The organism is Microbispora sitophila (assembly GCF_014892245.1).
Taxonomy (GTDB): Bacteria; Actinomycetota; Actinomycetes; order Streptosporangiales; family Streptosporangiaceae; genus Microbispora; species Microbispora siamensis.
The window spans coordinates 1-22,173 of record NZ_JADBGC010000040.1 but is presented as its reverse complement, the minus strand read 5'-3'; the positions used below and the strand labels follow the sequence as shown (position 1 = coordinate 22,173).

The 22,173-nt window shown below is 68.5% G+C and carries 18 protein-coding genes; 9 read left to right on the top strand and 9 right to left on the bottom strand.

The window, feature by feature from the left end; translation table 11 throughout:
• Window positions 1-55: 55 nt before the first annotated feature.
• Complete coding sequence (locus IL992_RS42840) at window positions 56-1,183, bottom strand: LacI family DNA-binding transcriptional regulator (protein ID WP_319019193.1); 1,128 nt, start codon at window positions 1,181-1,183, stop codon at window positions 56-58.
• A 109-nt stretch (window positions 1,184-1,292) separates the two neighbouring features.
• Between IL992_RS42840 and IL992_RS42835 the strand changes: the two genes are divergently transcribed.
• Window positions 1,293-2,342 carry a LacI family DNA-binding transcriptional regulator gene (locus tag IL992_RS42835; RefSeq protein WP_319019192.1) on the top strand — a complete coding sequence of 350 codons (1,050 nt, stop codon included), beginning with the start codon at window positions 1,293-1,295 and terminating at the stop codon, window positions 2,340-2,342.
• A 66-nt stretch (window positions 2,343-2,408) separates the two neighbouring features.
• Here IL992_RS42835 and IL992_RS42830 read toward each other — a convergent pair whose 3' ends face one another.
• The gene (locus IL992_RS42830) at window positions 2,409-3,419 is read right to left on the bottom strand and encodes a LacI family DNA-binding transcriptional regulator (protein ID WP_264295204.1); all 1,011 of its coding nucleotides are present in this window, start codon (window positions 3,417-3,419) and stop codon (window positions 2,409-2,411) included.
• 221 nt (window positions 3,420-3,640) lie between these two features.
• Here IL992_RS42830 and IL992_RS42825 point away from each other — a divergent pair, with 221 nt between their 5' ends.
• The 4 genes from IL992_RS42825 (at window position 3,641) to IL992_RS42810 (ending at window position 8,648) form a co-directional block, all read left to right on the top strand.
• Window positions 3,641-4,972 carry an ABC transporter substrate-binding protein gene (locus IL992_RS42825; protein WP_193209016.1) on the top strand — a complete coding sequence of 444 codons (1,332 nt, stop codon included), beginning with the start codon at window positions 3,641-3,643 and terminating at the stop codon, window positions 4,970-4,972.
• Window positions 4,973-5,071: 99 nt separating this feature from the next.
• Window positions 5,072-6,025 carry a carbohydrate ABC transporter permease gene (locus IL992_RS42820; protein WP_193209015.1) on the top strand — a complete coding sequence of 318 codons (954 nt, stop codon included), beginning with the start codon at window positions 5,072-5,074 and terminating at the stop codon, window positions 6,023-6,025.
• Between the two features lie 73 nt (window positions 6,026-6,098).
• Window positions 6,099-6,950, top strand: coding sequence for a carbohydrate ABC transporter permease (locus tag IL992_RS42815; RefSeq protein ID WP_319019191.1), 852 nt, complete (start codon window positions 6,099-6,101; stop codon window positions 6,948-6,950).
• Between the two features lie 60 nt (window positions 6,951-7,010).
• Window positions 7,011-8,648: a GH39 family glycosyl hydrolase gene (locus IL992_RS42810; RefSeq protein ID WP_193209013.1), complete on the top strand. Its 1,638-nt coding sequence runs from the start codon at window positions 7,011-7,013 to the stop codon at window positions 8,646-8,648.
• Window positions 8,649-8,703: 55 nt separating this feature from the next.
• Here IL992_RS42810 and IL992_RS42805 read toward each other — a convergent pair whose 3' ends face one another.
• The 6 genes from IL992_RS42805 to IL992_RS42780 form a co-directional block, all read right to left on the bottom strand.
• A complete protein-coding gene (locus IL992_RS42805) occupies window positions 8,704-10,020 on the bottom strand; it encodes a hypothetical protein (RefSeq protein ID WP_193209012.1) in 1,317 nt (438 codons plus the stop codon).
• A gap of 9 nt (window positions 10,021-10,029) precedes the next feature.
• A complete protein-coding gene (locus IL992_RS42800) occupies window positions 10,030-10,506 on the bottom strand; it encodes a cupredoxin domain-containing protein (protein WP_193209011.1) in 477 nt (158 codons plus the stop codon).
• 30 nt (window positions 10,507-10,536) lie between these two features.
• Window positions 10,537-11,490, bottom strand: coding sequence for a copper resistance protein CopC (locus IL992_RS42795; protein WP_193209010.1), 954 nt, complete (start codon window positions 11,488-11,490; stop codon window positions 10,537-10,539).
• A gap of 292 nt (window positions 11,491-11,782) precedes the next feature.
• Window positions 11,783-14,635 carry a glycosyl hydrolase family 95 catalytic domain-containing protein gene (locus tag IL992_RS42790; RefSeq protein ID WP_193209009.1) on the bottom strand — a complete coding sequence of 951 codons (2,853 nt, stop codon included), beginning with the start codon at window positions 14,633-14,635 and terminating at the stop codon, window positions 11,783-11,785.
• Between the two features lie 231 nt (window positions 14,636-14,866).
• Window positions 14,867-16,198, bottom strand: coding sequence for a lectin (locus tag IL992_RS42785; protein ID WP_226874820.1), 1,332 nt, complete (start codon window positions 16,196-16,198; stop codon window positions 14,867-14,869).
• A 567-nt stretch (window positions 16,199-16,765) separates the two neighbouring features.
• On the bottom strand, window positions 16,766-17,455 hold the full coding sequence (locus tag IL992_RS42780) for a FadR/GntR family transcriptional regulator (RefSeq protein WP_319019190.1): 690 nt from the start codon (window positions 17,453-17,455) through the stop codon (window positions 16,766-16,768).
• Between the two features lie 219 nt (window positions 17,456-17,674).
• Between IL992_RS42780 and IL992_RS42775 the strand changes: the two genes are divergently transcribed.
• From IL992_RS42775 to IL992_RS42760, 4 genes are read left to right on the top strand one after another with little or no spacing between them, the layout of a single operon-like run.
• A complete protein-coding gene (locus IL992_RS42775; protein WP_193209006.1) occupies window positions 17,675-18,952 on the top strand; it encodes an ABC transporter substrate-binding protein in 1,278 nt (425 codons plus the stop codon).
• 28 nt (window positions 18,953-18,980) lie between these two features.
• Window positions 18,981-19,937, top strand: coding sequence for a carbohydrate ABC transporter permease (locus tag IL992_RS42770; protein WP_226874819.1), 957 nt, complete (start codon window positions 18,981-18,983; stop codon window positions 19,935-19,937).
• On the top strand, window positions 19,937-20,764 hold the full coding sequence (locus tag IL992_RS42765) for a carbohydrate ABC transporter permease (protein WP_193209004.1): 828 nt from the start codon (window positions 19,937-19,939) through the stop codon (window positions 20,762-20,764). Before IL992_RS42770 ends, IL992_RS42765 begins: the two co-directional genes overlap by 1 nt.
• Before the next feature lie 25 nt (window positions 20,765-20,789).
• Window positions 20,790-21,974 (top strand): mandelate racemase/muconate lactonizing enzyme family protein, encoded by a 1,185-nt coding sequence (locus IL992_RS42760; protein ID WP_226874818.1) that lies wholly within the window; start codon window positions 20,790-20,792, stop codon window positions 21,972-21,974.
• 53 nt (window positions 21,975-22,027) lie between these two features.
• Here the strand turns inward: IL992_RS42760 and IL992_RS42755 are convergent.
• Window positions 22,028-22,173: FCD domain-containing protein (locus IL992_RS42755; protein WP_193209002.1), on the bottom strand; the 146-nt coding region annotated here is incomplete at its 5' end.

Here is a 22,173-nt window from a genome sequence, read left to right as displayed (position 1 = left end):
GAGCTTTATCCTGAAATTTTCAAGAACAGCCGCAACGAAGTCGGCCTGTACCGCTTCAGCGCTCTGCGGGTGGCGCGGTGCTCTCCCGGACGGTGAGGGTGGTGGCCAGCTCGAGGCCGATCCGCGGCCTCTCCTCCCCGCGCCCCAGGGCGAGCGCGAGCTCGGTGGCGGCCATGGCCATCTCGGTGAGCGGCTGATGGACGGTGGTCAACGGGGGATCGATCAGGGCCGCTATGGGCAGATCGTCGAAGCCGACCACACTCAGGTCGGCCGGTATCCTCAGCCCCAGCGCCCGCGCGGCCTGGTAGACGCCGAGCGCCTGAAGGTCGTTGCAGGTGAAGATCGCCGTCGGCCGCTCCGGGCGGTTCAGCAGATCGAGCGCGGCCGCACGGCCGTCCTCCATGGTGAGGCCGGTGCGTACGACGAGGTCGCTGTCCACCTGCAGGCCGCCGTCTTCCATCGCCGAGCGGTAGCCGTCCAGCCTGGCGCGGCAGCACAAGATCTGGTCCGGGCCGCCGATCATCGCCAGGCGGCGGTGCCCCAGCTTGACCAGGTGGCGGGTGGCCGAGCGGCCGCCGGACCAGTTCGTCGCTCCGACGAAGGGTACGTCGTCCGGCAGCTCACCGGTGGGGTCGAAGACCACGAATGGAATCCCCCTGGCCCGCAGCTGGTCACGCTGCTCCTCCGACAACTGGGCCACGGTCACGACGCAGGCCGGGCGGCGGGCCAGGGTGTCGTCGTTGGGGTAATCGGTCTCGTCGCGTTCCGGGCCGAACTCCGTCAGCACGACCCCCACACGCTGCTCGCGTGCCACCCGCTCGACCCCGCGGATGATCTCCAGCCCCCACATGTCCGCGAGCTCGTCGAAGACGAGCTCCATCACGTTGCTGCGGTTGGTCCTGCGGTATCCGTACTCGTTGATCAGGGCCTCGACACGGGCGCGCGTCTCGGGCGACACACCGGAACGGCCGTTGATGACCTTGGACACCGTGGGGATGGACACCCCGGCGGTCGCGGCGATGTAGGAGATCGTCACGGGCCTGGACGGGTCGCCTCGCCGACGGTCCCGGCCGGCGATCGGTCCGCCCGACTCGGCGTAGGACAACGCGGCTCCCTTCCTCACCGGCCCGGCGCCGGCATCCCGCCACGCCGTCCCCCGGCCGGCCGCCGCGGGCCGCTGCACGGCGCAAGAATAACGCCCCACGTCGGATCTGCCAGTATGAGATCGGCAGGCGGGCGGGACGTGCTTGCGCATGCGGACGGCAACGAGAAGGCGACGGGGGAAGGCGGCCGTGGCGGACAACCTGACGGAGGCGCCGGCGGAGAGCGGCCAGGATCCGCGGGACGACGTACAGGGGCCGGTCACCGTCGCCTACATAGCGGAGTCGGCGGGCGTGTCGATTCCCACCGTCTCCAAGGTGCTCAACGGCAGATCGGGAGTGTCCGACGACACCAGGGCGCGCATCGAGGAACTGATCAACAGGTACGGCTACCGCAAGCCTCCCGGCAGTCGTAACAACACGGTGGAGCTCGTGTTCCGCGAGCTGGAGAGCATGTGGGCCGTGGAGATCATCCGGGGCGTCGAGCGGGTGGCCCGCAAGAACCGTGTCGGGGTCATGGTCTCCGAGTTCGGTCTCCACGACTCGTCCGGCCGCACCTTGGGCGATGTGACGGAGCGGCGCCCGCGGTGCGTGCTGTCGGTGGCGCAACTGTCGGAGGCGGAGCGCGACCAGCTCAAGGCCAAAGGCATCCCGTTCGTCGTCTTCGACCCGACCACCGAGCTGCCCGATGACGTGCCCTTCGTCGGCGCCACCAACTGGCGGGGAGGCCGATCCGCCACCCGCCACCTGATCGAGCTGGGACACCGGCGCATCGCCATGATCGGCGGCCCGGAGGACGTGTCGTGCTGCCGCGCGCGGCTGGCAGGCTACGGCTCGGCGCTGGAGGCGGCGGGACTGTCGGTGGACCCCAGTCTGATCGTCCACTCTCCGCTCACCCGAGAGGACGGCTGCGCCGCGGCGCGGGAGCTGCTGACCCGCCCCGATCCTCCCACGGCCGTCTTCGCCGCGAACGACCTGCAGGCGCTGGGCGTCTACAAGGCGGCGCGCGAGCTCGGCCTGCGCATTCCGGACGACCTGAGCGTGGTGGGCTTCGACGATCTGCCGGTCGTGGCCTGGGTCGACCCGCCGATGACCACCGTCCACCAACCGCTGACCGAGATGGCGGCGGCGGCGACGGAGCTGGCACTGGCTCTCGGACGGGGCGAGCAGCCGGCACAGGCCGGCCTGGAGATCGCCACCACGCTCACCATCCGCGAGAGCACGGCTCCCCCCAAACTCTGAGGCGCGCTGACAGCCGGGAGGCATCGAGGCGTTCCCGCCCGCGATGTTGTGCCGGACCTGGGCGGATCAGGACGACGGGACGGGGCCCGTCGAGTCGCGGACGCTGAGCGTCGTCGCGAGCTGGAGGTGCCGGGAGGCGGGCTGAACGCCGTCCGCCATGTCGAGGACGGTCTCGACGGCCATCCGGCCCATGCCGACGAGAGGCTGCCGGACGGACGTGAGCCGGGGCGTGGTCCACTCGGTCTGCGGCGTGTCGTCGAACCCGGTGACCGACAGCTCGCCGGGGACGGCGATGTGAAGCTCCTTGGCCGCGGCGAGGACGCCGACGGCGATCTCGTCGTTGCCCGCGACGACGGCGGTCGGCCGCTCGTCGAGGGAGAGGACGTCACGGCCGTGCCGGAGTCCCGCCTCGACGGAGAACGCCTCATGGCGGATCAGCGCGCGGTCCGGCGTGATGCCGGCCGAGTCGAGCGCGGCCTGGTATCCGTGGAAGCGTTCCACCGAGGGGGCTGAGCCCGGCGGGCCGCCGATCCAGGCGATCCTGCGGTGGCCGTGCCTGATGACGTGCTCGGTCGCGGAGCGACCGCCCGCCCAGTTGGTGGAGCCGATGCTGACGACACGCGATTCGGTCGTGTCGATCGGGTCGATCGTCACGACGGGCACCTCGAGATCCTCCGTGGCGAGGAGCACCGCGTCGGGCACGGCGACGGCGAGCGCGATGATGCCGGCGACGCCGGACGCCTTCTGCTCCTCCACCCACGCACGGGCCGCCGTACGGTTCGTGCTGATCGGCTCGTCGGGCGGCAGGCGAAGAAGGAGCTCGGCCTGCGCGGAGGTCGCGGCCACGAGTATCCCCTGGAGCACCGTCCCGGCATAACGGGACTCCACGAAGTCGAGCATGGTGACGAGGGCCCTGTCCCGTGTCTGCTCGTGACGCGCCGCCGTCGGCTTGTAGCCGATCTCGGCCATGACTCCGAGGACGAGCTCACGCGTCTTCGCCCCCACATCGCTGCGTCCGTTGAGGACCTTCGACGCGGTCGTCGGCGAGACGCCGGCCAGTCGGGCGACATCCGCCAAGGTGGCTCGCTCGGAACGACCTCGCCGTGGCATCAGGGCTCCTTCCAGGGCTACGAAACTATTTCGAAACCTACCACGGGGTCGTATCCGCCAGATGCTGCCAGGCATTCTCGCCTGTTCACCCCGTTGACACCGGATGGACACACCACCTACTGTCCTGGCAGCAACGAACAAGTTGCGAAAGATTTTCGTAACCATCCTCTGGGTGAGAGGAGAGGCCCATGCGGCTCTCCCAGAAGGCAAGGCTCCTTTCCGCAGTACTCGTGCCGATGCTCGCGCTGGCCGCATGCTCAAGCGGCTCAAGCGGCTCAAGCGACTCGGCCGGCGGCGGCGCGGCCGGCGGCGGCGACGAGCAGGTGAAGCTGACGGTCTGGAGCTGGGACGGCACCGTCGCGAAGGCCGTCCCCGGCTTCCAGGCGGCGAACCCGAACATCAAGGTCGAGGTCGTCAACGGAGGCTCGTCCCAGGACGAGTACAAGGCGCTCGACAACGCCATCCAGGCCGGTTCCGGTGTGCCCGACCTCGTGATGTTCGAGTACTTCGCAGTGCCCTACTTCGCCATCCCCGGCAAGCTCACCGACCTCGGAGAGTTCGGCGTCGCGAACTTCAAGAACGACTACGTCCCGGCCGCGTGGGGTGATGTGACGGTCAACGGCAAGGTCTACGCGCTGCCGTCCGACTACGGACCGTCGGCGATGTTCTACAACTCCGCCACGCTCAAGAAGGCCGGCATCGACAAGGCCCCGGCCACCTGGGACGAGTACTACGAGGCCGCCAAGAAGGTGCACGCGCTCGGCGGCGACTACTACATCGCCCAGGACACGGGGGACATCTTCTTCCTGCTGTCGCTCATCTGGCAGGCCGGCGGCCGCCCGTTCAAGGTGAACGGCAACAAGGTGCACATCGACTTCACGGATGCGGGCACGACCAAGGCGGTGGCCTTCTGGCAGAAGATGCTCGACGAGGGCCTGATCAACACCAAGGTCACGGGGTGGTCCGACGACTGGAACCGGACGCTCAACGACGGAACCCTCGCCTCCCAGACCATGGGCGGCTGGCTGACCTCGACGCTGCCTGAGCGCGCGCCGAAGGCCGCCGGTGACTTCAGGGTCGCCCTGATGCCGCAGTGGCAGCAGGGAGACAAGGTCGGAGCGGAGAACGGCGGAAGTTCCTTCGGCATCCCGGCCGCGGCCGGGCACAAGGACGCGGCGTTCAAGTTCCTCGAGTACTTCACGCACGGCGGCGGTCTGTCGTCCCGTGTCGACGCGGGAGCCTTCGTGCCGAACACGTCGGTGTTGGAGAGCGAGGCGTTCCAGGGCAAGGCGAACAAGTACTTCGGCGGCCAGAAGGTCGGCGCCGTGCTCGCCGAGGCCTCGGAGGTCGTCGGGAGCGGCTGGCAGTATCCGCCGTTCTTCGAGTGGGCGCGCTCGATCTACGGCGACATCGCGTCACCGTTCTACACCTCGGGCAAGGTCAAGCTCGCCGAGATCCTCGAACAGTGGAAGCAGCGCTGCATCCAGTACGGCAACGAGCAGGGCTTCGAAGTGGACTAGGAATTCTTCGTCACGGCGGGTCGCGTGCGACACAGCCGCCGCACAACAGCCGGCGAAGAAGCGAGCCGGGCACCGCAATGGATCGGAAGGAACACGGACATGGACCTGGCACGTCGGTTCGACGTCACCCCTTCGGCCATGGCGTCGCCGGATGAGGAACGGCATCCGGCGCCGGCCGGGAAGCGCCGGAGATCGCAGATCGGACTGGCGTTCATCGCGCCCTTCGGCGCGTTGTTCGCGCTCGTGTTCATCGTGCCCATCCTGTACGCCGCCTACCTGAGCCTCTTCCAGGAGAGGCTCATCGGTGGCACCACGTTCGTCGGGTTCGCCAACTACGGCAAGCTGTTCCAGGATCCGCAGTTCTGGGACGGGGTGGGACGCGTCGTGCGGTTCACGCTCGTCCAGGTGCCGATCATGCTGTTCTTCTCCATGGCGCTCGCGCTGGCGCTGGACTCCATGCGCGTGCACGGCACCAGGTTCATGCGGGCGACGATCTTCCTGCCCTACGCGGTGCCGGCGATCGTGTCGACTCTCATGTGGGGATTCCTGCTCGGCGTCAAGTACGGCCTGTTCGGCAGCCTCAACAACGCCCTGGGCACGGACATCGACCCATTCGCCCCCGGGACCACGCTCATCTCCATCGGGCTGATGGTGACGTGGGCCTTCACCGGCTTCAACATGCTCATCTTCTACGCCGCGCTCAAGGCCGTCCCGCGCGAACTGTACGAGGCGGCCGCGATCGACGGGGCGAACGAGTTCCAGGTCATCCGCGCGATCAAGCTGCCGGCACTGCGCGGATCCCTGGTCGTCACGATCATCTTCTCGATCATCGGCACGTTCCAGATGTTCAACGAACCGCAGATCCTGCCCACCATGGTGGCCAACAGCGGCGTCACGACCTTCTACACGCCCAACCTGTACGCGTACAACCTGGCGTTCACCGGTTCCCAGCAGGGCTATGCGGCAGCGCTCGCGCTCGTCATGGCGGCGATCACGATCGCCGTCGCCTACGCCGTCCAGATCAGAGGGTTGAGGAATGCATCCGATCAGTAGCCCGCGGGCCGAGGGCGGGAAAGCCCTGGGCACGCCGATCCGTCGTTCCGGTCGCGGCCTTCGGCTCTACACGGTGGACAATCCCAGGAAGAGCACGACTCTCACCGTGATGACGGCCCTGTTCACCCTCTACTGCCTGCTGCCGCTCGTCTGGCTCGTCATCAACGCGACCAAGTCGCAGGCCGATTTCGTCTCGTCGTTCGGGCTCGCACCCGGTCGCGAATTCGCCCTCTGGGACAACATCGTGGGGGTGTTCCGCTACCAGGACGGGATCTTCTCCCGGTGGCTCCTCAACACCCTCCTCTACGTGGTCGTGGGCGCGACCGTGTCGACCTTCCTGGCCGCCCTCGGCGGGTACGCCCTGGCGAAGCTCGACTTCACGGGCAAGCGAGTGTTCCTCTTCGTCGTGCTGGGATCGATCTCGGTCCCCGGCATCGCCCTGGCGATCCCGCAGTTCCTGCTGTTCGCGCACCTCGGCCTGACCAACACCCCGTGGGCGATCCTCATCCCGTCCTTCATCAACCCGTTCGGGTTGTACCTGATGTGGGTGTTCACGGCCGAAGCCGTGCCGACCGGCCTGCTCGAGGCCGCGAAGATCGACGGCGCGGGGGAGTTCAGGACCTTTCTCCGGATCGCGCTCCCGCTGCTCGCGCCGGCGAGCGTGACGGTCCTGCTCTTCTCGTTCGTCTCGATCTGGAACAACTACTTCCTGCCGTTGATCATGCTCAAGGATCCCGCCTGGTATCCGCTGACCGTCGGCATCAACCAGTGGAACAAGCTGGGCTCGTCGGCCGGGAACGGCGCCCTCGTCCAGAATCTCGTGATCACGTCCGCGCTGCTGACGATCGTCCCGTTGATCATCGCGTTCCTCAGCCTGCAGCGGTACTGGCAGTCAGGTCTGTCGCTGGGCGCCATCAAGGGCTAGGAACGCCCCGCCGCCGGCCATCTCCCACCTGTAAACGACCCTGTGAAGAGAAGTGAGACCATGACGAGCGACAGTGTGTCCGAGCTCCGGCTGCGGATCGACGGGAAGGTGTGCGACGAGAGCGCCTTCCCGCACGTGTGGAGCAAATGCATCGGCGCCGGACGGGCGAACGAGGCACTGCGCGCGGACTGGCAACGGCAATTCGCCGAGGTCGTCGAGGCATGTGGAATCGAGTACATCCGCTTCCACGGCGTCTTCCATGACGACATGTTCGTGTACCGGGAGAGTTATGGTGGCGGGTTCGGGCCGAACTCCCCCCTTGCCGAGCCCGTGTACACGTTCAGCTACGTGGACAAGGTGTTCGACTTCATCGTGGGCCGCGGTGTCCGTCCGTTCGTCGAGCTGGGTTTCATGCCGCGCGAGCTCGCGACGGTGACGGAGACGGTGTTCTGGTGGGGCGCTCACTGCAGCCCGCCCAAGGACATGGCGCGCTGGGTCGAGCTGGTCACAAGGTCGGTCGAGCACTGGATCGACCGCTACGGCCTCGACGAGGTGCGGGAATGGCGGTTCGAGGTGTGGAACGAGCCGAACCTGGTTCCCCACTTCTGGACCGGGACGAAGACCGAGTACTTCGAGCTTTACGAGCAGACCGTGACGGCGATCAAGAACATCGATCCCGCGTTGAAGGTGGGCGGGCCCGCGACGAGCGTCTTCGTCCCCGACGACCGCTACAAGGGCGAGGTCGAGGACCGCGCCGCGACGCACGAAACGGCCGCCGCCTCCGACGTGGACGCGCTCGACTGGCGCCCGGTGTGGATCGAGGACTTCATCGCCTGGTGCGCGGAGCGCGGACTTCCGATCGACTTCATCTCGACGCACACCTACCCCACCGACTTCGCGTTCGCCGCCGACGGCGAGGCGGTGCACATCACCCGGTACGCCGATGCCACGTTCGACGACCTGACCCTGCTGCGCAAGCTCGTGAGCAACAGCCCGTACCCCGATGCGGAGATCCACATCACGGAGTGGTCGACGTCGCCGTCATCGCGTGACTTCATCCACGACACGCTGTTCGCGGCGACCTCCATCACGCGGTCGTATCTGCAGTGCGCCACCCTCGCCGACTCGATCTCCTACTGGACCTTCACGGACGTCTTCGAGGAGGGCGGCGCCGGGATCGGGCCGTTTCACGGCGGATTCGGCATCGTGAACGAGGCCGGCATCCACAAGCCCACGTTCCACGCCTTCACCATGCTGGAAAGGCTCGGCGACCGGCTGCTGCTCGCGACGTCCGACGGGGTCGTGACCCGTGACAGCCGGATGTCGGCCGTGTCGGCGGTGTTCTTCAACTACCCCGAGGACATGGCCATGCGGGGTGTCCGGTCGGAGAACTCGTACGCGGCGACGCGCGCGCTGGCCCAGATGGGGCCGAGCCGGCGGATCCGGCATTCGATCGGCGGGCTGGAGCCGGGCGCCGCGTTCCTCGTCGAGATCGTGGACTGGGAGCACGGGAACGTCGCCGAGGCCTGGTATCAGCTGGGGTCCCCCCTCAACCCGTCCCGGGCCGAGAGCGAGCACCTGAGCAGGGTCGCCGACTCGCTCCTCAGGTTCACGCTGATCGTGCCCGACACCGGCGTGCTCGACCTCGACGTCGAACTCGCGCCGTGGGCGGTGATGTCGCTCAGGCAGTCGGCATGACCGCACGGCGCCTGCTCCTTCCCGGCCTTCCCCTTCCCGGCCTTCGCCTTCCCGCTCAGGCGGCGAACAGGAGGAGCAGGCCCACGACGGTGTAGACCACCATCAGCAGGAGCAGGGGAATCTGCCCGAGGACGGCGGTACGCCGGGGGAACAGGGCCAGTGCGCGGTCGTGGGCCAGTACGGTGCCCAGCACGTGGCCGATGACGATGACCGTGACCTGGAGGGTGGCGACTCCGGCGGGGGTGGTGCCGAGCGCCTGGATGGTCCACCCGGCGGTGCCCAGCCAGTCGGCGCCGGTGTCCAGCGGGTCGGACAGCAGGGCGATGGTCCGCTGCCCTTCCAGGAGGAACAGGGTGTAGTAGTGGGCGACGACGTATCCGACGGCGATCGGCACGATCGAGTGGGCGATCTCGCCCGCCGTCGTGCCGGGCTGGGCCGCGCCCCATCGGCCGGCGAGCGCGGTCGCGGTCCGGTAGGCCGCGAGCACCAGAGCGATGACGGTGACCAGGCCGGCGGTGCCCGTGACCGGCGAGGGCACCGAACTCTCCTGCACGAAGCGCACCCATACCGGGGCATTGGACAGGCTGTCGTACATGGTGGAGCCCAGGAGCACGACCACCAGTGCCGTCAGTCCCGGTGCCGGTCGTAGCCCGGCCATGCCGTCGAGGGAGTTGCGCCAGACCACGACGGCGTCGCGGCGCCTGTGCACGGGGGCGAGCCTGCCGACGAGGTCGCTGTAGACCTCGAACGGATCGGCGTGGTCGAACCACCGGGAGCCGAAGACGACCGCCCCGGCGAGCATGAGCACGGCGTAGGCCGCGAGCCAGGCTCCGATGACCGGCAGGGTGGCCCGTTCGGGAGCGACCAGTTCCAGCCAGACGAACGCGAACAGGCCCGCGCAGGCGGGCCAGTAGCCGACGCCCGCAGGCAGCGGCCGCAGGCCGAGCTCGGGATCGCGTCCGAGCCCCTTGCAGGCCAGCAGATGCAGCGTCCGCAGCGGGTTCAGGCCGCGCCACACCGGGCCGAACAGCAGCGAAAGCGGCACCAGGCCGACCCAGAACAGGACGTAGAACGCCCCGGCCGTGGGGTTGTCGGCTCGATCGGGGCCGAAGAGCAACCCGATGCAGAAGTACGCCGCGGCGACGAGCCCGGCGATACGCCAGGCCCACCGCCAGGCGGGCGCGGTCACCGCCGTCCGGACGGCGGTGGGCAGCGAGCGGGCGTCAGGACGGTCGCCGCCCAGGCGCGGTTGTTTCCACAGTGCGCCGAGCGCCACGAACGACACCAGCAACGCGAGGATCGCGCCGATCAGCGCGGCCGAGAACGGGATCGGCAGGTCCTGGCGGCCGCCGATGCCGTGAGCCAGCAGCATCCCGCCCGCCTAACGCACGACGAGCTGGAACAGCTGCAGTCCCGACTCGTGGGTCTCCATCTCGAACAGCCCGGTCTGGTCGGCGACGAACTCGATGCTCGCGGGGGTTCCGGGTTGCAGGGCGGCCTCCTTGTCGTACCCGTGCAGGTGCGCCTCGTCGGCGGCGTCGCTGGTGACCGTGATCCGCACCGTCTGGCCCTTGGTCACCTCGATCCGTCCCGGCGGCGGCGTGACCTTCCGACCGGCGACGGTGACGGTGATCTCCTTCACGGCCGACTCGGCGGGGGCGGCTGCGGCCGACTCGCTGGGGGCCGCGGGAGCGGGCTCGGTGGTAGCCGGGGCAGCCGGCTCGGTCGATACCGGGGCAGCCGACTGGGCGGGGGTGGCGGCATCCGACCCGCCACAGGCCGACGTGGCCATCAGCAGAGCCGCGCCGAGCGGGAGCGCGGCGAGCAACGGGCGCAGGCGCGCAGGGACGATCGTCATGGGGGGTTCTCCTGAAGGGGGTGGGGCAAGTCAGCGTCGTTTGGCGGATTTGGGGCGCTGTGGAGTACGGGACGCCGGCGCGCGTGAGGGCGTCTTGGCCTGCGGGCGGCCGGAAGGCCGCCGGGCCGCCGTGGTGGTGGGCGCGGGCCTGCGTGCCGCACGCACCACCAGGACGCCCGCTCCCACGATGAGGACCGCGGGCACCAGCCATACCGACAGCCCGGTGCCGGAGTCGGCCGGCTGCGCGTTCCCGGCGGCGGTGCCGGCCGTGCCGGTTTCGGGCACGGCGCCCTGACTGCCGCCGGTTTCGGGAACCGCCGCCGCGCCGGCCTGTGGCACCGCGGGGCCCATCGCCGCCGGGCTGCCGCCGGTCTGTGTTACCGGGGCCGGGCTGCCGCCGGCCTGTGTTCCCGGGGCCGGGCTCCCGCCGGCCTCGGGCACCGGGGCCTGGGTGCCGCTCCCGGGCTCGGCCGAGGCGAGCAGGCTGGAGTCGGGCTCGTTGTCCGGGGCCTGCCAGCCCTTGGGCGGCCCCGAGGTCTTGCCCTTGTAGGTGAACCGCAGTTCTCCCTGCACCGGCTCGCCGTCGGAGGCGATCGACAGATAGCGCACGACGTACTCGCCCCGCTCCGGCCAGTAGGCGACCGGGATCTCCGCTGGGAACCCCGTGTTGTACACGCTCGGTTCCCACACCCCGTCGACGAGGTTGTACTCCTGGACGGGCTTGTCGAGACGTTTGGGCTGACCGTGCGTCCAGGGCCGGTCGACCCGGGCGCCGCTGGGGGCGGTGACCGCGAAGTACGCGTTCGGGGCGGGCGCCTCGGTGAAGTAGAGCGACAGGAACTCCATCGGCTCGCGCACCGTACTGTCCTTGACCGGTGTCGACATCGCGAGCTGGCCATGGGCGAAAGCGGGCGCCGCCAGGGCGGTCATCGCCAGCACGCCGACGACGACCGGCAGAAGCAACCGGCCCAACCAGCGCGCCATCGTCACTTCTGCTCTCCACGAGGTACGGCCCCTGGATGAGGGGGATGCGGCTCGGACCGGTGAGACCGATCGCGTCGAGGCTAACGACTTTCGCCGCGAATGAACAGAACTTGATGCGTTCACAACAGAAGTGGAGTGAGTCCGGCGATGACATCGAGGACGTTCCCCGGCAGCCACGTGCGGGCCGAGGACCTTCCCGCGAATCCGGGCAGGCCGCCGAGGATTCGCGGGAAGGTCTCCTTGTGGAGGTCCTCAACCGGATCACGGAAGGACAGGGTGTGCCGCGTGTCGGTCAGACCGCGGTGATGGTCCATTGGTTGTTGGTGCTGCTGTTGGGCGTCCACATGCCGACGGCCGAGCCGGCGGTGGTGTAGCCCATGCCGTCGAGAGACGTCCCGGTGCCGCGGTTGACGATCTGGTAGCGGCCGTTGCCCAGATCGTTGAGGCGCCACTGCTGGTTGTTGCCGCCGTTCCAGGCCGACTGCCTGGCGTTGGCGCCGTTGGCGGTGTTGCCCCAGCTGTCGGCCACCATGCCGTTGGTGCGGTTGACGATCCGATACCACCCGCCGCCCAGGTCGACCAGCTGCCACTGCAGGTTCGTGCTGCCGTCCCAGTTCCACTGCTTGAGGTTCGACCCCGACGCCACGTTGCCGCCGCTGTCCAGCGCCAGACCGGTGGTGACGTTCGCGATCCGCACATATGCCGACGGCGGGGTGCCGCCGCCGGACCCGGTCAGACGATAGGTACGGCCAGCCTGGCCGGGCAACGCGATCACGTCGGCCTCGGGCTTGGTGACGGTGACGGCACCACCGGTCTCGGCGTCGGCGACCTGGTAGGTCCCGGTGAAGATACGGCTGCGTACGTTGACCGTGCCGTCGCGGTCGAACTTGACGAGGATCTCGATGGCCCCATCGGAGCTCCAGGTCGCGTCCACCGTGTAGCCGCCACGTCCCCGGAGGCCCTGCACTTTCCCGCTCGGCCAGGCCGTCGGCAGCGCGGGCAGCACGTGCAGCTCACCGTTGTGGCTCTGCAGCAGCATCTCGGTGATGCCGGACGTGGCGCCGAAGTTGCCGTCGATCTGGAACGGCGGGTGCAGGTCGAACATGTTCGGCGCGAGCCGGTCCGTCCTCACCAGGAGGCCGATCAGGTTGCGCGCCCGGTTGCCCTCCTCCATCCGGGCCCAGTAGTTGATCTTCCAGGCGAGAGACCAGCCGGTGCCGTCGTCACCGCGCAGTTCGAGGGTCCTCCGCGCCGCGTTGTACAGGGTGGGCGTGCCGCGCTTGGTGATCTGGTTGCTGGGGTGCAGGCCGTACAGGTGCGAGATGTGCCGGTGATTCTGCTCGGTCTCGATCCAGTCGTACAGCCACTCCTGGATGTTGCCGCGCGACCCGACCTTCATCGGAGCCAGCCGGTCCCGGGCGGCCAGGACCCGCGTACGGAAGTCGGCGTCGACGTCGAGCACCTGGCAGGCTTTGGCGCAGCCGTTGAACAGGTCGCGCAGGATCTGGTTGTCCATGGTGGGGCCGGCGCACACGCTGACGCCCGAGTGGTGGGTCAGCTCCGGCGAGTTCGACGGGTTCGTGACCAGATATCCCAGGCTCGGCTCCTGTACGAGGGTGTCCAGGAAGAACTGCGCGGCACCCTTCATCGCCGGGTAGTACTGCCGGAGGAACTCGAGGTCGCCGGTGAACAGGTAGTGATCCCAGATCATGGTGGCCAGCCACGCTCCGCCGGTCTGCCACATGCCGGACGTGGCGAAGTCGACGACCGACGAGCCCCGCCACCCGTCCGTGTTGTGGTGGGTCACCCAGCCGCCGGCGTTGTACTGCACCCGGGCCGTGCGGGCACCGGTGACCGTGAGGTCGTTGATCATCCGGAACACCGGCTCGTAGCACTCCGACAGGTTCGTCGTGTCGGCCGGCCAGTAGTTCATCGGCAGGTTGGCGTTGAGGGTGTACTTCGAATCCCACGACGGGGTCAGCGAGTCGTTCCAGATGCCCTGCAGGTTGGCCGGCTGGGTGCCCGGTCGCGATGAGGAGATCAGCAGGTAGCGGCCGAACTGGAACAGCAGCGCCGAGAACTGCGGGTCGTTGGTGGTGGCGTGCTGCGCGATCCGTACGTCGGTCGGCTGGTCGGCCGCCGCGGTGCGGCCGAGATCGAGCGTGGTGCGCCCGAACAGCCGCTGGTAGTCGGCCACGTGCCGGGCGCGCAGGTCGTCGTAGGTCCTGCCGTTGGCGGCGTCGAGGTATCGCCGCGCGATGCCCTGGTAGTCGCCGCTGACGTCCTTGTAGTTCACATAGCTGGAGCCGATGGAGATCAGCACGGTCACGCTGTTGGCGGCCCTCACCTGCAGCGTGCCGCCGGAGCTGCTGACGCTGCCTCCGTCGGCGACGGCCCGGGCCAGTGCCAGGAACCTGACCTTGCCCGACAGACCCCTCTGATCGCCGGAGACGCCGTCGAGCGCCACCGTCGTACCGTCCGGGCTGGAACGCGTCGTCCGCTGGGGGCTGTCGAACGTCGCGGAGAACGTGATGGACCCGGGCTTGTCGGCGGTCAGGCGCAGGGCGATCACCTGGTCCGGCGCGCTCGCGAGCACCTCTCGCCGATACCGGACACCGTTCTGCAGGTACGACGTCGTCGTGGTGGCCGTGGTCAGGTCCAGGAACCGGGTGTACTCCGAGACGCCGCTGGCGCTGCCGAAGGTCAGCCGCAGATTGCCGACGGTCTGGTACGCCAGCTGAGCGGAGGGATTGCCCAGCATGTTCTGGTCGATCAGGCTCTGGGCCTGACTCCACTGGTTCTGGAAGACCAGCTGCCGGATCTGCCCCAGTGCCGCCGCGCCCTTCGGATTGCTCTGGTCGTACGGGCCGCCGGCCCAGATGGTGTCCTCGTTGAGCTGCAGCCGCTCGGTGTCGACGTTGCCGAACACCATGGCACCCAGGCGGCCGTTGCCGATCGGGAGCGCACGCAGCCAGTCCGTGCCGGCGCTCTCGTCGTACCACAGCGCCAGATCGTTGGCGGCGCGTACCTCCGGCGGCGGCGCCGACGCGGCACGCGCAGTGGCCGTCCACTGCACCGGCAACAGCGCGGCTCCGGCTCCAATCGCACCGAGTCTCAGCAGTTGCCTTCGCGATACATCAGCCATTGGGGTTCTCCAGACGCATGGGTTACGGGCGGACGGCCTACGTCCGGTACGACCACGAGGCCGGCACCGACGAGGCACGGCGGCGGGTGGGCGGGACGCTTGAGGCGGTGCCCGGCCGTGTGGCACTTGGAAAAGGCGAGCCGGTCCGCGCGGATCTCGGGCGGACCGGCTCGTGTGAGGCTCTCGCCCGCGCGGGGCGGCGCTTCGGCCGCCCCGGTGAGGGATTGAGGGTCAGGCGCGGGTCCACTTCTGGTTGGTGCCGCCGTGGCAGGTCCAGATCTGGGTCTTGGTGCCGTTGGCGGTGCCGGCGCCGGACACGTCCAGGCACTTGTTCGCGCCGACGGCGATGATGGTGCCGTCGGTGTTGAGGCGCCATTTCTGGTTGTTCTGGCCGTTGCAGTCCCAGATGATCACGCTGGTGCCGTCGGCCGTGGCGCCGCCGTTGACGTCGAGGCACTTGTTGCCGTAGACGCGCAGCTCACCGGCGCTGGTGGAGGTCCACTGCTGGTTGGGCTGCCCGTTGCAGTCCCAGATCTGCGCCTGGGCGCCGTTGGATTGCGAGGCGCCGTTGACGTCCAGGCAGCGTCCCGACGCCACACCCTTGAGGGCGCTCGTCGCCGGAGGATTACCCGTCGGCGAGACGGTCGGCGAGGGAGAGGGTGAGGCCGGCGGCGTCGGGTTGTCGCCTGCGAACTGCGCGAAGAAATTCCACACCACTGGCCTGGTCCAGGAGTTCTCGCCAGGTTCGAGGTCGCCGGACTTCCCGTCCACGGGATTCGGCGTGTGACCCGCGTCGAACGCCGCCCACGCGACCGGATACCCGGCTCGGCACCCCGAGTAGTAGGTGACGATGTGCGTCAGGCTGCCCTGCGCCGGCTCCGGCGGGTTCTGGGGCGTGCAGCCGTTGTTCCTGACGAACGTGTCACGCAGCCCCCGGCCCAGAGAGATGTTGAGCACCGGGTCCCTGAGGCCGTGCAGCCCGATGTACGCGATGGGCTGGGTGCCGCCGCCGCACCCGCTGAGCTGTGCGCCGGAGTAGACCGCCACGGCGCGGAAGACCGTCGACCGGGCGCAGGCGAGCGCGTAACTCATGCCGCCGCCGTAGCTGAAACCCATGGCGAAGCGCTGCGTCGTGTCGACGCAGAGGTCCGCCTCGATCCGCCGGATCATGTCGTCGACGAAAGTGATGTCCTCACCGCCGGAATTGGCCCAGCCGTTGTTGATGCCCTGCGGCGCGACGAAGATCGCCGTGTTGTTCGACAATGCCCTGAGCCCGTAATAGGACCAGGGGTACCCGCTGGTTCCACCCGAGTCGACGTCATTTGCGGTGCCACCGTTCCAGTGGAATCCGAAGATCAACCGGTAGGGGGTCGTGTTGTTGTAGTTGTCGGGAATTCTCAGGATGTAGCTGCGATTTTTCCCGCTGGTGGTAATCGACTGCGTACCGCTTCTCAGCGTCGGAGTCTTGCCGCATCCCGCGGTGGCCGCGAGGGCGCTCTTCCTGGCGAGAGACGTGGTCGCACTGTCGCCCAGCGCCGTCTGTGCCGTAGCCAGAACGAGCAATGCCGCAGTCGCGACAGCGGTGAAGAGGGACCTATGCCTCGACATCACGCAAGTTCCTTTGCCGTTCCCGTGGTGACACACGTAGATGGGGAGCCATTCTTGCCTGCACCTTTTCTGGGGTGACCGCGTCAGCCGTCCCGGCTTTTCCGACCGCTGACTCGGCGAATGTCCGGGTCGACCCGGCGCGCGCGTTCCGCCTATCGAAACCCGCCGGCCCGGCGCACAGGGACAGGCCGGTCGCGGGCAGGCATGTTAGCGCTCACATCGGGCGCCGTGATCGAATCTCCTTTCTTTCGAGAGGCTGGAGCCGATGGTGCAGCGGAGCAAATATGACCGTGACAAGATTTGTCAACACCGGGTCTTTCCGACGCGACGGGGCCCTTGCCCGAGACGAGCCGTCGCTCCCGCGTCTGACCAGGGAAGCGCTCGTGGTCACCACCGACGTGCCGCGATGAAACTTTCACCGCCCGGCGATCGAATCGTTCCGGAGGACGCGAACGGGCGGTCAGGCCAAGCGGCCACCCCAGCCCTGCCCGGGCGGGGCGGCCGCCGGCACGGGGACGCGGCCTAACGCCGCAGCCGTACGGGATCGGCCGGTCCGCTGCGGCGGACGAGCCAGGCCTCGGTGATGTGATTGAACATCGCCTCGGAGGCGCCCTCGGGATCGTGGGCGGCGATGCGTTCGTAGATGCGCCGGTGGCCCAGGTTCGACGCCACGCACAGGGCTCGCTCGGTCCGGCCCATGTAGCGGGCGGTGTTCACGACCTGGCTCTCCAGTGCCCGTACGACGCCTCGGGCGATGCGGTTTCCCGACGCCTGCATGATCGTGTCGTGGAAGGCGCGGTCGCTTTCCGCGTACGTGACGTGGTCGTCCACGAGCTCGTCCATCTGGTCGACCAGCGCGCGCAACCGCTCGACCGTGTCCGGCCCGGCCAGGCGGGCGGCGACGTTCGCCATGTCGGACTCGAGCACACGCCGCGTCACCACGAGGTCGTCGAGAATCGCCAGGCTCTCGTCCTCGGCGATGGTCGCGGCGAGGACGAGCTCGTCGAGCATGTCCCACATCGCGGGCGGGGTCACCATCGTGCCGGCGCCCTGGCGGACCTGTACCAGCCCCTTCTCCTGCAGGACTTTCACGGCCTCCCTGACGACGGTGCGGCTCACGGAGAAGGCTTCGCACAGCGCGGGCTCGGGGGGCAGTGGCGTCCCCGGCGGGTGCACGCCGCGTACGATGCGCTCCACCAGCTCGGCGGTCACCGCTCGGGCGAGGCTGGCCGGGCGTCGTACCCAGGCCGGTGGCGCCGGGGTACCGCCGGCCGTTTCCTGCGATGCCGTCATATCCCCCTCCGGTGGCCCTGGCCAAGGAGCGCCACCGCGCCAGTATACGCGACGTCTATTGACGTCAGACGTCATACGAGTTACCTTTCGCCCGACACGGCCGGGTCCGCCGGCCGCTCTCGGAGAGTGAGAGCAGCGATGAAGCAGAGAGCCTTGTGGTCGGCGGTGATGGTCGCGGGACTGGCCGTGGCCGGCTGCGGGAGCGCGGCACGGACGGAGTCCCCGTCCGGAGACTCTCAGCAGAAGCAGCAGAAGCTCGTGGTCTGGGACTGGAAGTCAGGTGAACCGGCCGCGGCGGCGTATATCGAGAAGGCGAAGGCCGACTTCGCCAAGCGGCATCCCGGGGTCACCGTCGAGTTCGTCGCCCAGCCGTTCGACCAGTACTACACCCTGCTGGGCACGGCCATCCAGTCCAACAAGGGGCCCGACGTCATGCTCTTCAACGGCGGCGGGCAGATCCGTGACCGGGTCGACGCGCTCCTTCCGCTGGACCAGTACGTGGCCGGGGACAAGAGCCGGCTGGCGGGCTGGGACGCGTTCAGCAAGGACGGCAAGATCTACGCCGCGCCGGTGACCCTGCAGGGGCACCCGATCTACTACAACAAGGCGCTCTACGAGAAGGCCGGTCTCGACCCGGCGAACCCGCCCAGGACATGGGACGAGTTCGCCGGCGACTGCGCCGCCATCAAGAAGGCGACCGGGGCCGCGTGCTTCGCGCTCGGCAACAAGGAAGGCTTCGGGATCCAGTTCTTCATGTCGGGCCTCGGATCCGGCATCCTGACGCCGCAGGAGTACGACGACTGGATCGGCGGGAAGCGCGACTGGACCTCTCCCCACGTGAAGCGGATCTTCGAGTTGTGGAAGGACGCCAACGACAAGGGGCTGAACAACAAGGGCGCCAACTCCACCGCGATGTTCACCGACATCTTCAGAGTCTTCGAGACCGGCAAGGCCGCCCACATCATCGGGCTGATGTCGGACATCGGGCACTGGAAGGACTTCGGCGAGTTCCTGCCGCCCGACAAGATCGGCGTCATGCAGGCCCCCGTCGTCACCGACGGGGCCACCCCGAGCCTTCCGTACGACGGCGGCATCGGCTACGCGGTCGCGAAGTGGACGAAGGATCCGGGGCTGGCCGCCGATCTGGTGCGATCCCTGACGTCGACCGACGCCTTGACCGCGTTCTACTCCAAGGCCGGTGCGATCGCGTCCGACACGACGATCGACGTCTCGCAGGCCGGCCCGGCCGTCGCCGCGATCGTGTCCGAGATCAAATCCGGCAAGCCCGCCCTGCACGTGGCGCTGTCCTCCAAGACCCTGGACCTGATGGGAAGGCTGTCCCAGCAGCTCCTGAGCGGGTCGACCACGGTGGACAAGGCGGTGGAGCAGCTGGCCGCCTCCGACCGGGCGGGCTGATCGCGTGCCGCTCGGAGGTTCGTCGCCGTTGGTCCGCCCGGCAGGCTCCGGGCGGGCCGGCGGAGCGACGACGAAGCAGCGGGGACCTCGCGAGGGGGCGGCTATCCGCCCGGCCTCCCGTGGGGCGCGCGCGGAACGCCTCGCCCCCTACGTCCTGGTGGCCCCGGCCGTACTGATCATCGTGGTGCTGCGGCTGTGGCCGCTCGTCCTCGGGGTCAACTTCTCCTTCACGGGCGACGGCGAGCTCAACGGGACCCCGGTCGGCCTGAGCAACTACCTGGAGCTGGCCGGCGACCCGTTGTTCCACATCTCGCTGCGCAACGTCGGGCTGCTGGTGCTGCTGCTTCCCGTGGCGGTGGCGATTCCGGGCCTGCTCGCGACCTTCATCTATCTGCGCGTTCCGGGTCACCGGGTCTACCGCAGCGTCTACTTCTTCCCGGCTGTGCTCTCCCCGGTGATCGTCGGTGCGATCTTCAACCTCATGCTCGGGTTCGACGGCCCGTTGAACGCCGCCCTCGGGGCGATCGGCGTCGGACCGGTCGACTGGCTCGGCGATCCGGGCATCTCCATGTTCACGGTTGTCGGCGTGCACATCTGGGCGACGTTCGGTATGGCTCTGGTGGTGTTCCTCGCCGGATTCAGCACCCTCGACGCCTCGCTTCTGGACGCCGCCCGCGTGGACGGCGCGTCGCTCCGCCAGGTCATCTGGCACGTGATCATCCCGAGTCTGACGCGCACCATCCAGTTCGTCTTCGTGACCACGATGATCGGGATGCTGACGTCCATGTTCGGCCTGCTCTTCGTCATGACCAGCGGGGGACCGGAGGGATCGACCTACCTGCCGGAGTACTACATCTGGCACCAGCAGGGACAGATGAACCGGCCGGCGCTCGCCTCGGCCGCCTCGACGGTTCTCTTCGTCGTCATGCTCGTGGTGGGGCTCCTGCAGATCACTCTGCTCCGCCGTGCGGGGAGGCAGGACTGATGCCCGGCATGCGTCTGGCCAGGTGGGTGGCCGCCGTCCCGATGGCCGCTCTCGCGCTGGCGACGATCTATCCTCTCGTCTTCACCGCCAACGTCGCGATGAAGACCCGGCGCGACTACATCCTCGACCGGTTCTCCCCGACGGATTCCCTGCGCTGGGACAACATCGCCGAGGCGTGGGCCGGCGCCGGAATGGCGCGGTACTTCGCCAACTCGTTCATCGTCGTGTCGTTCGCCGTGGCCCTGCTGCTGCTGTTGGGGTCGATGGCGGGCTTCGCGCTGAGTCAACTGCGGTTCCGCGGCTCTTCGGTGATCTTCCTGGGCTGTCTCGCGGGGCTGTTCATCCCGTTCCAAGTGATCATGGTGCCGCTCACCAGGGTCATGGCCGACAGCGGGCTCGTCGACACCTACCCGGGACTGATCCTGGCCTACGTCGCGCAGTTCCTCCCGTTCACCGTCTTCCTGATGACGAGCCACTACAGGACCATTCCGGCGGAGATCGTCGACGCGGCCAGGATCGACGGAAACACGGTGTACGGGGTGTACCGGCGGATCATGCTCCCGCTGGGCGTTCCGGCGCTGCTCTCCGTAGGAATCCTCGACACCCTGTTCTGCTGGAACGATGTGCTGATCTCCCTGCTGATGATGGCGTCGCCCGAGCATCGGACCCTCATGATCGGGGTCAACTCACTGCGCGGACAGTACTCCGACGACATTCCCACCTTCGCCTCGGGAGTCCTGATCGCCGCGATACCCGTGCTGATGCTGTATCTGTTCCTCCAGCGCCAGATCGCCGACGGCGTCACCGCCGGTTCCACGAAGGGCTGACATGCGGATCACGGGGTATCGGACCATGACGACGGTCCAGGAATGGGGCCGTCCCGTCGGTGACGCCAACGGTGTCTTCCCCGACGGAGTCGTCTCGGCGCCGATCGTCATGGTGGACACCGACGAGGGGATCACCGGCGTCGGCCTGGGGCCGCACGTGGAGATCGACGCCGTGTTCGCCGCCATCGAGGGCGAGGATCCGCGCGGCGTGACGGCGCTCTACGACCGGATGCTGCGGCAGACCTTCAAGGCGGGGCACGCGGGCGCCGTGTTCGGCACGATCGGTGCACTCGACACCGCCCTGTGGGACATCAAGGCACAGGCGGCCGGTGAACCGCTCTGGCGTCTGCTGGGCGGACGGGACAGGCGGGTTCCCGCCTACGCTTCGGGCCTCGACATCGGCCTGACCGACGACGAGCTCGTCTCCGTCTACCAGGTCTACGCCCAGCACGGCCTGCGGGCGGCCAAGCTCAAGGGTGGCCTCGACATCGAACGCGACCGGCACCGCCTGACGCTGGTACGTGATGTCCTGACCGAGGCCGGGCAGGGATTGCGGCCGGGCCTGATGCTCGACGTGAACGAGGCATGGACCCGCAAGCAGGCGGTCCGGCACGTCTGCGAGCTCGAGCGCACTTTGGATCTCACCTGGATCGAAGAGCCGGTCCGGCGGTGGGACGCCGAAGGCCTGGCCGTCGTCGGCCGCGGGATCCGCGCCTCCGTCGCCTCGGGGGAGAACCTGACCGGGCTCGAGCAGTTTCGTCCGCTGCTGGCCGCGGGAGCAGTCGACATCGTCCAGACGGCCGCGGTCTGGGGGGTGACCCACTTTCTCCGGGTGTCTGCCCTGGCGCACGCCCATGACCTGCCGGTCAGCCCGATCGGCACCACGCCGGTCGCGCTGCTGCACGCCGCGACGTCGGTGCCGAACCACATGGCGAGCGAGTTGCAGGACCTGTACCCGCCGGTCGGAATGTCGCTCGACCTGTACGTCGAGAACGGCGCCTTCGTCCTCGGAGACACGCCGGGCCTCGGCATCACGATCGACGAGCAGGCGATCGACACGTTCGCGCGCCGGCCGGACACCAGAGCCGCCAAGGGCCCCAACATCCGGCCGGAGCACGCCGGACGACGACTTCTGGCCGTGACCGGCGGCTCCCTGCCGAGCGGTATCTGGGACGGGACGGCGCCTTCCGCGGCCGACGCCGGCGTCTGAGCCCACGCCCCGTGTCGTTACGCAGTGGGGGCATCGGCCGGGATCAGCCGGGATCAGCCGGAGGGGGAGAAGAGGCGTTGCTGGATCTCTCTGCGGTAGTCGTCGAGTGTGTTGTCGATGTGTGTGGCGGCGGCGTGGGCGGCGGCTTCGGGGTCGCCGGCGCGGATGGCCTGGTAGATGGCGTCGTGTTCTTCGACGG

Coding starts and splice junctions, on each gene's coding strand:
- IL992_RS42795 (WP_193209010.1), bottom strand. CDS start 11,490: ATGGCGCGCTGGTTGGGCCGGTTGCTTCTGCCGGTCGTCGTCGGCGTG.
- IL992_RS42775 (WP_193209006.1), top strand. CDS start 17,675: ATGAAGCAGAGAGCCTTGTGGTCGGCGGTGATGGTCGCGGGACTGGCC.
- IL992_RS42765 (WP_193209004.1), top strand. CDS start 19,937: ATGCCCGGCATGCGTCTGGCCAGGTGGGTGGCCGCCGTCCCGATGGCC.
- IL992_RS42825 (WP_193209016.1), top strand. CDS start 3,641: ATGCGGCTCTCCCAGAAGGCAAGGCTCCTTTCCGCAGTACTCGTGCCG.
- IL992_RS42790 (WP_193209009.1), bottom strand. CDS start 14,635: ATGGCTGATGTATCGCGAAGGCAACTGCTGAGACTCGGTGCGATTGGA.
- IL992_RS42760 (WP_226874818.1), top strand. CDS start 20,790: ATGACGACGGTCCAGGAATGGGGCCGTCCCGTCGGTGACGCCAACGGT.
- IL992_RS42805 (WP_193209012.1), bottom strand. CDS start 10,020: ATGCTGCTGGCTCACGGCATCGGCGGCCGCCAGGACCTGCCGATCCCG.
- IL992_RS42800 (WP_193209011.1), bottom strand. CDS start 10,506: ATGACGATCGTCCCTGCGCGCCTGCGCCCGTTGCTCGCCGCGCTCCCG.
- IL992_RS42810 (WP_193209013.1), top strand. CDS start 7,011: ATGACGAGCGACAGTGTGTCCGAGCTCCGGCTGCGGATCGACGGGAAG.
- IL992_RS42820 (WP_193209015.1), top strand. CDS start 5,072: ATGGACCTGGCACGTCGGTTCGACGTCACCCCTTCGGCCATGGCGTCG.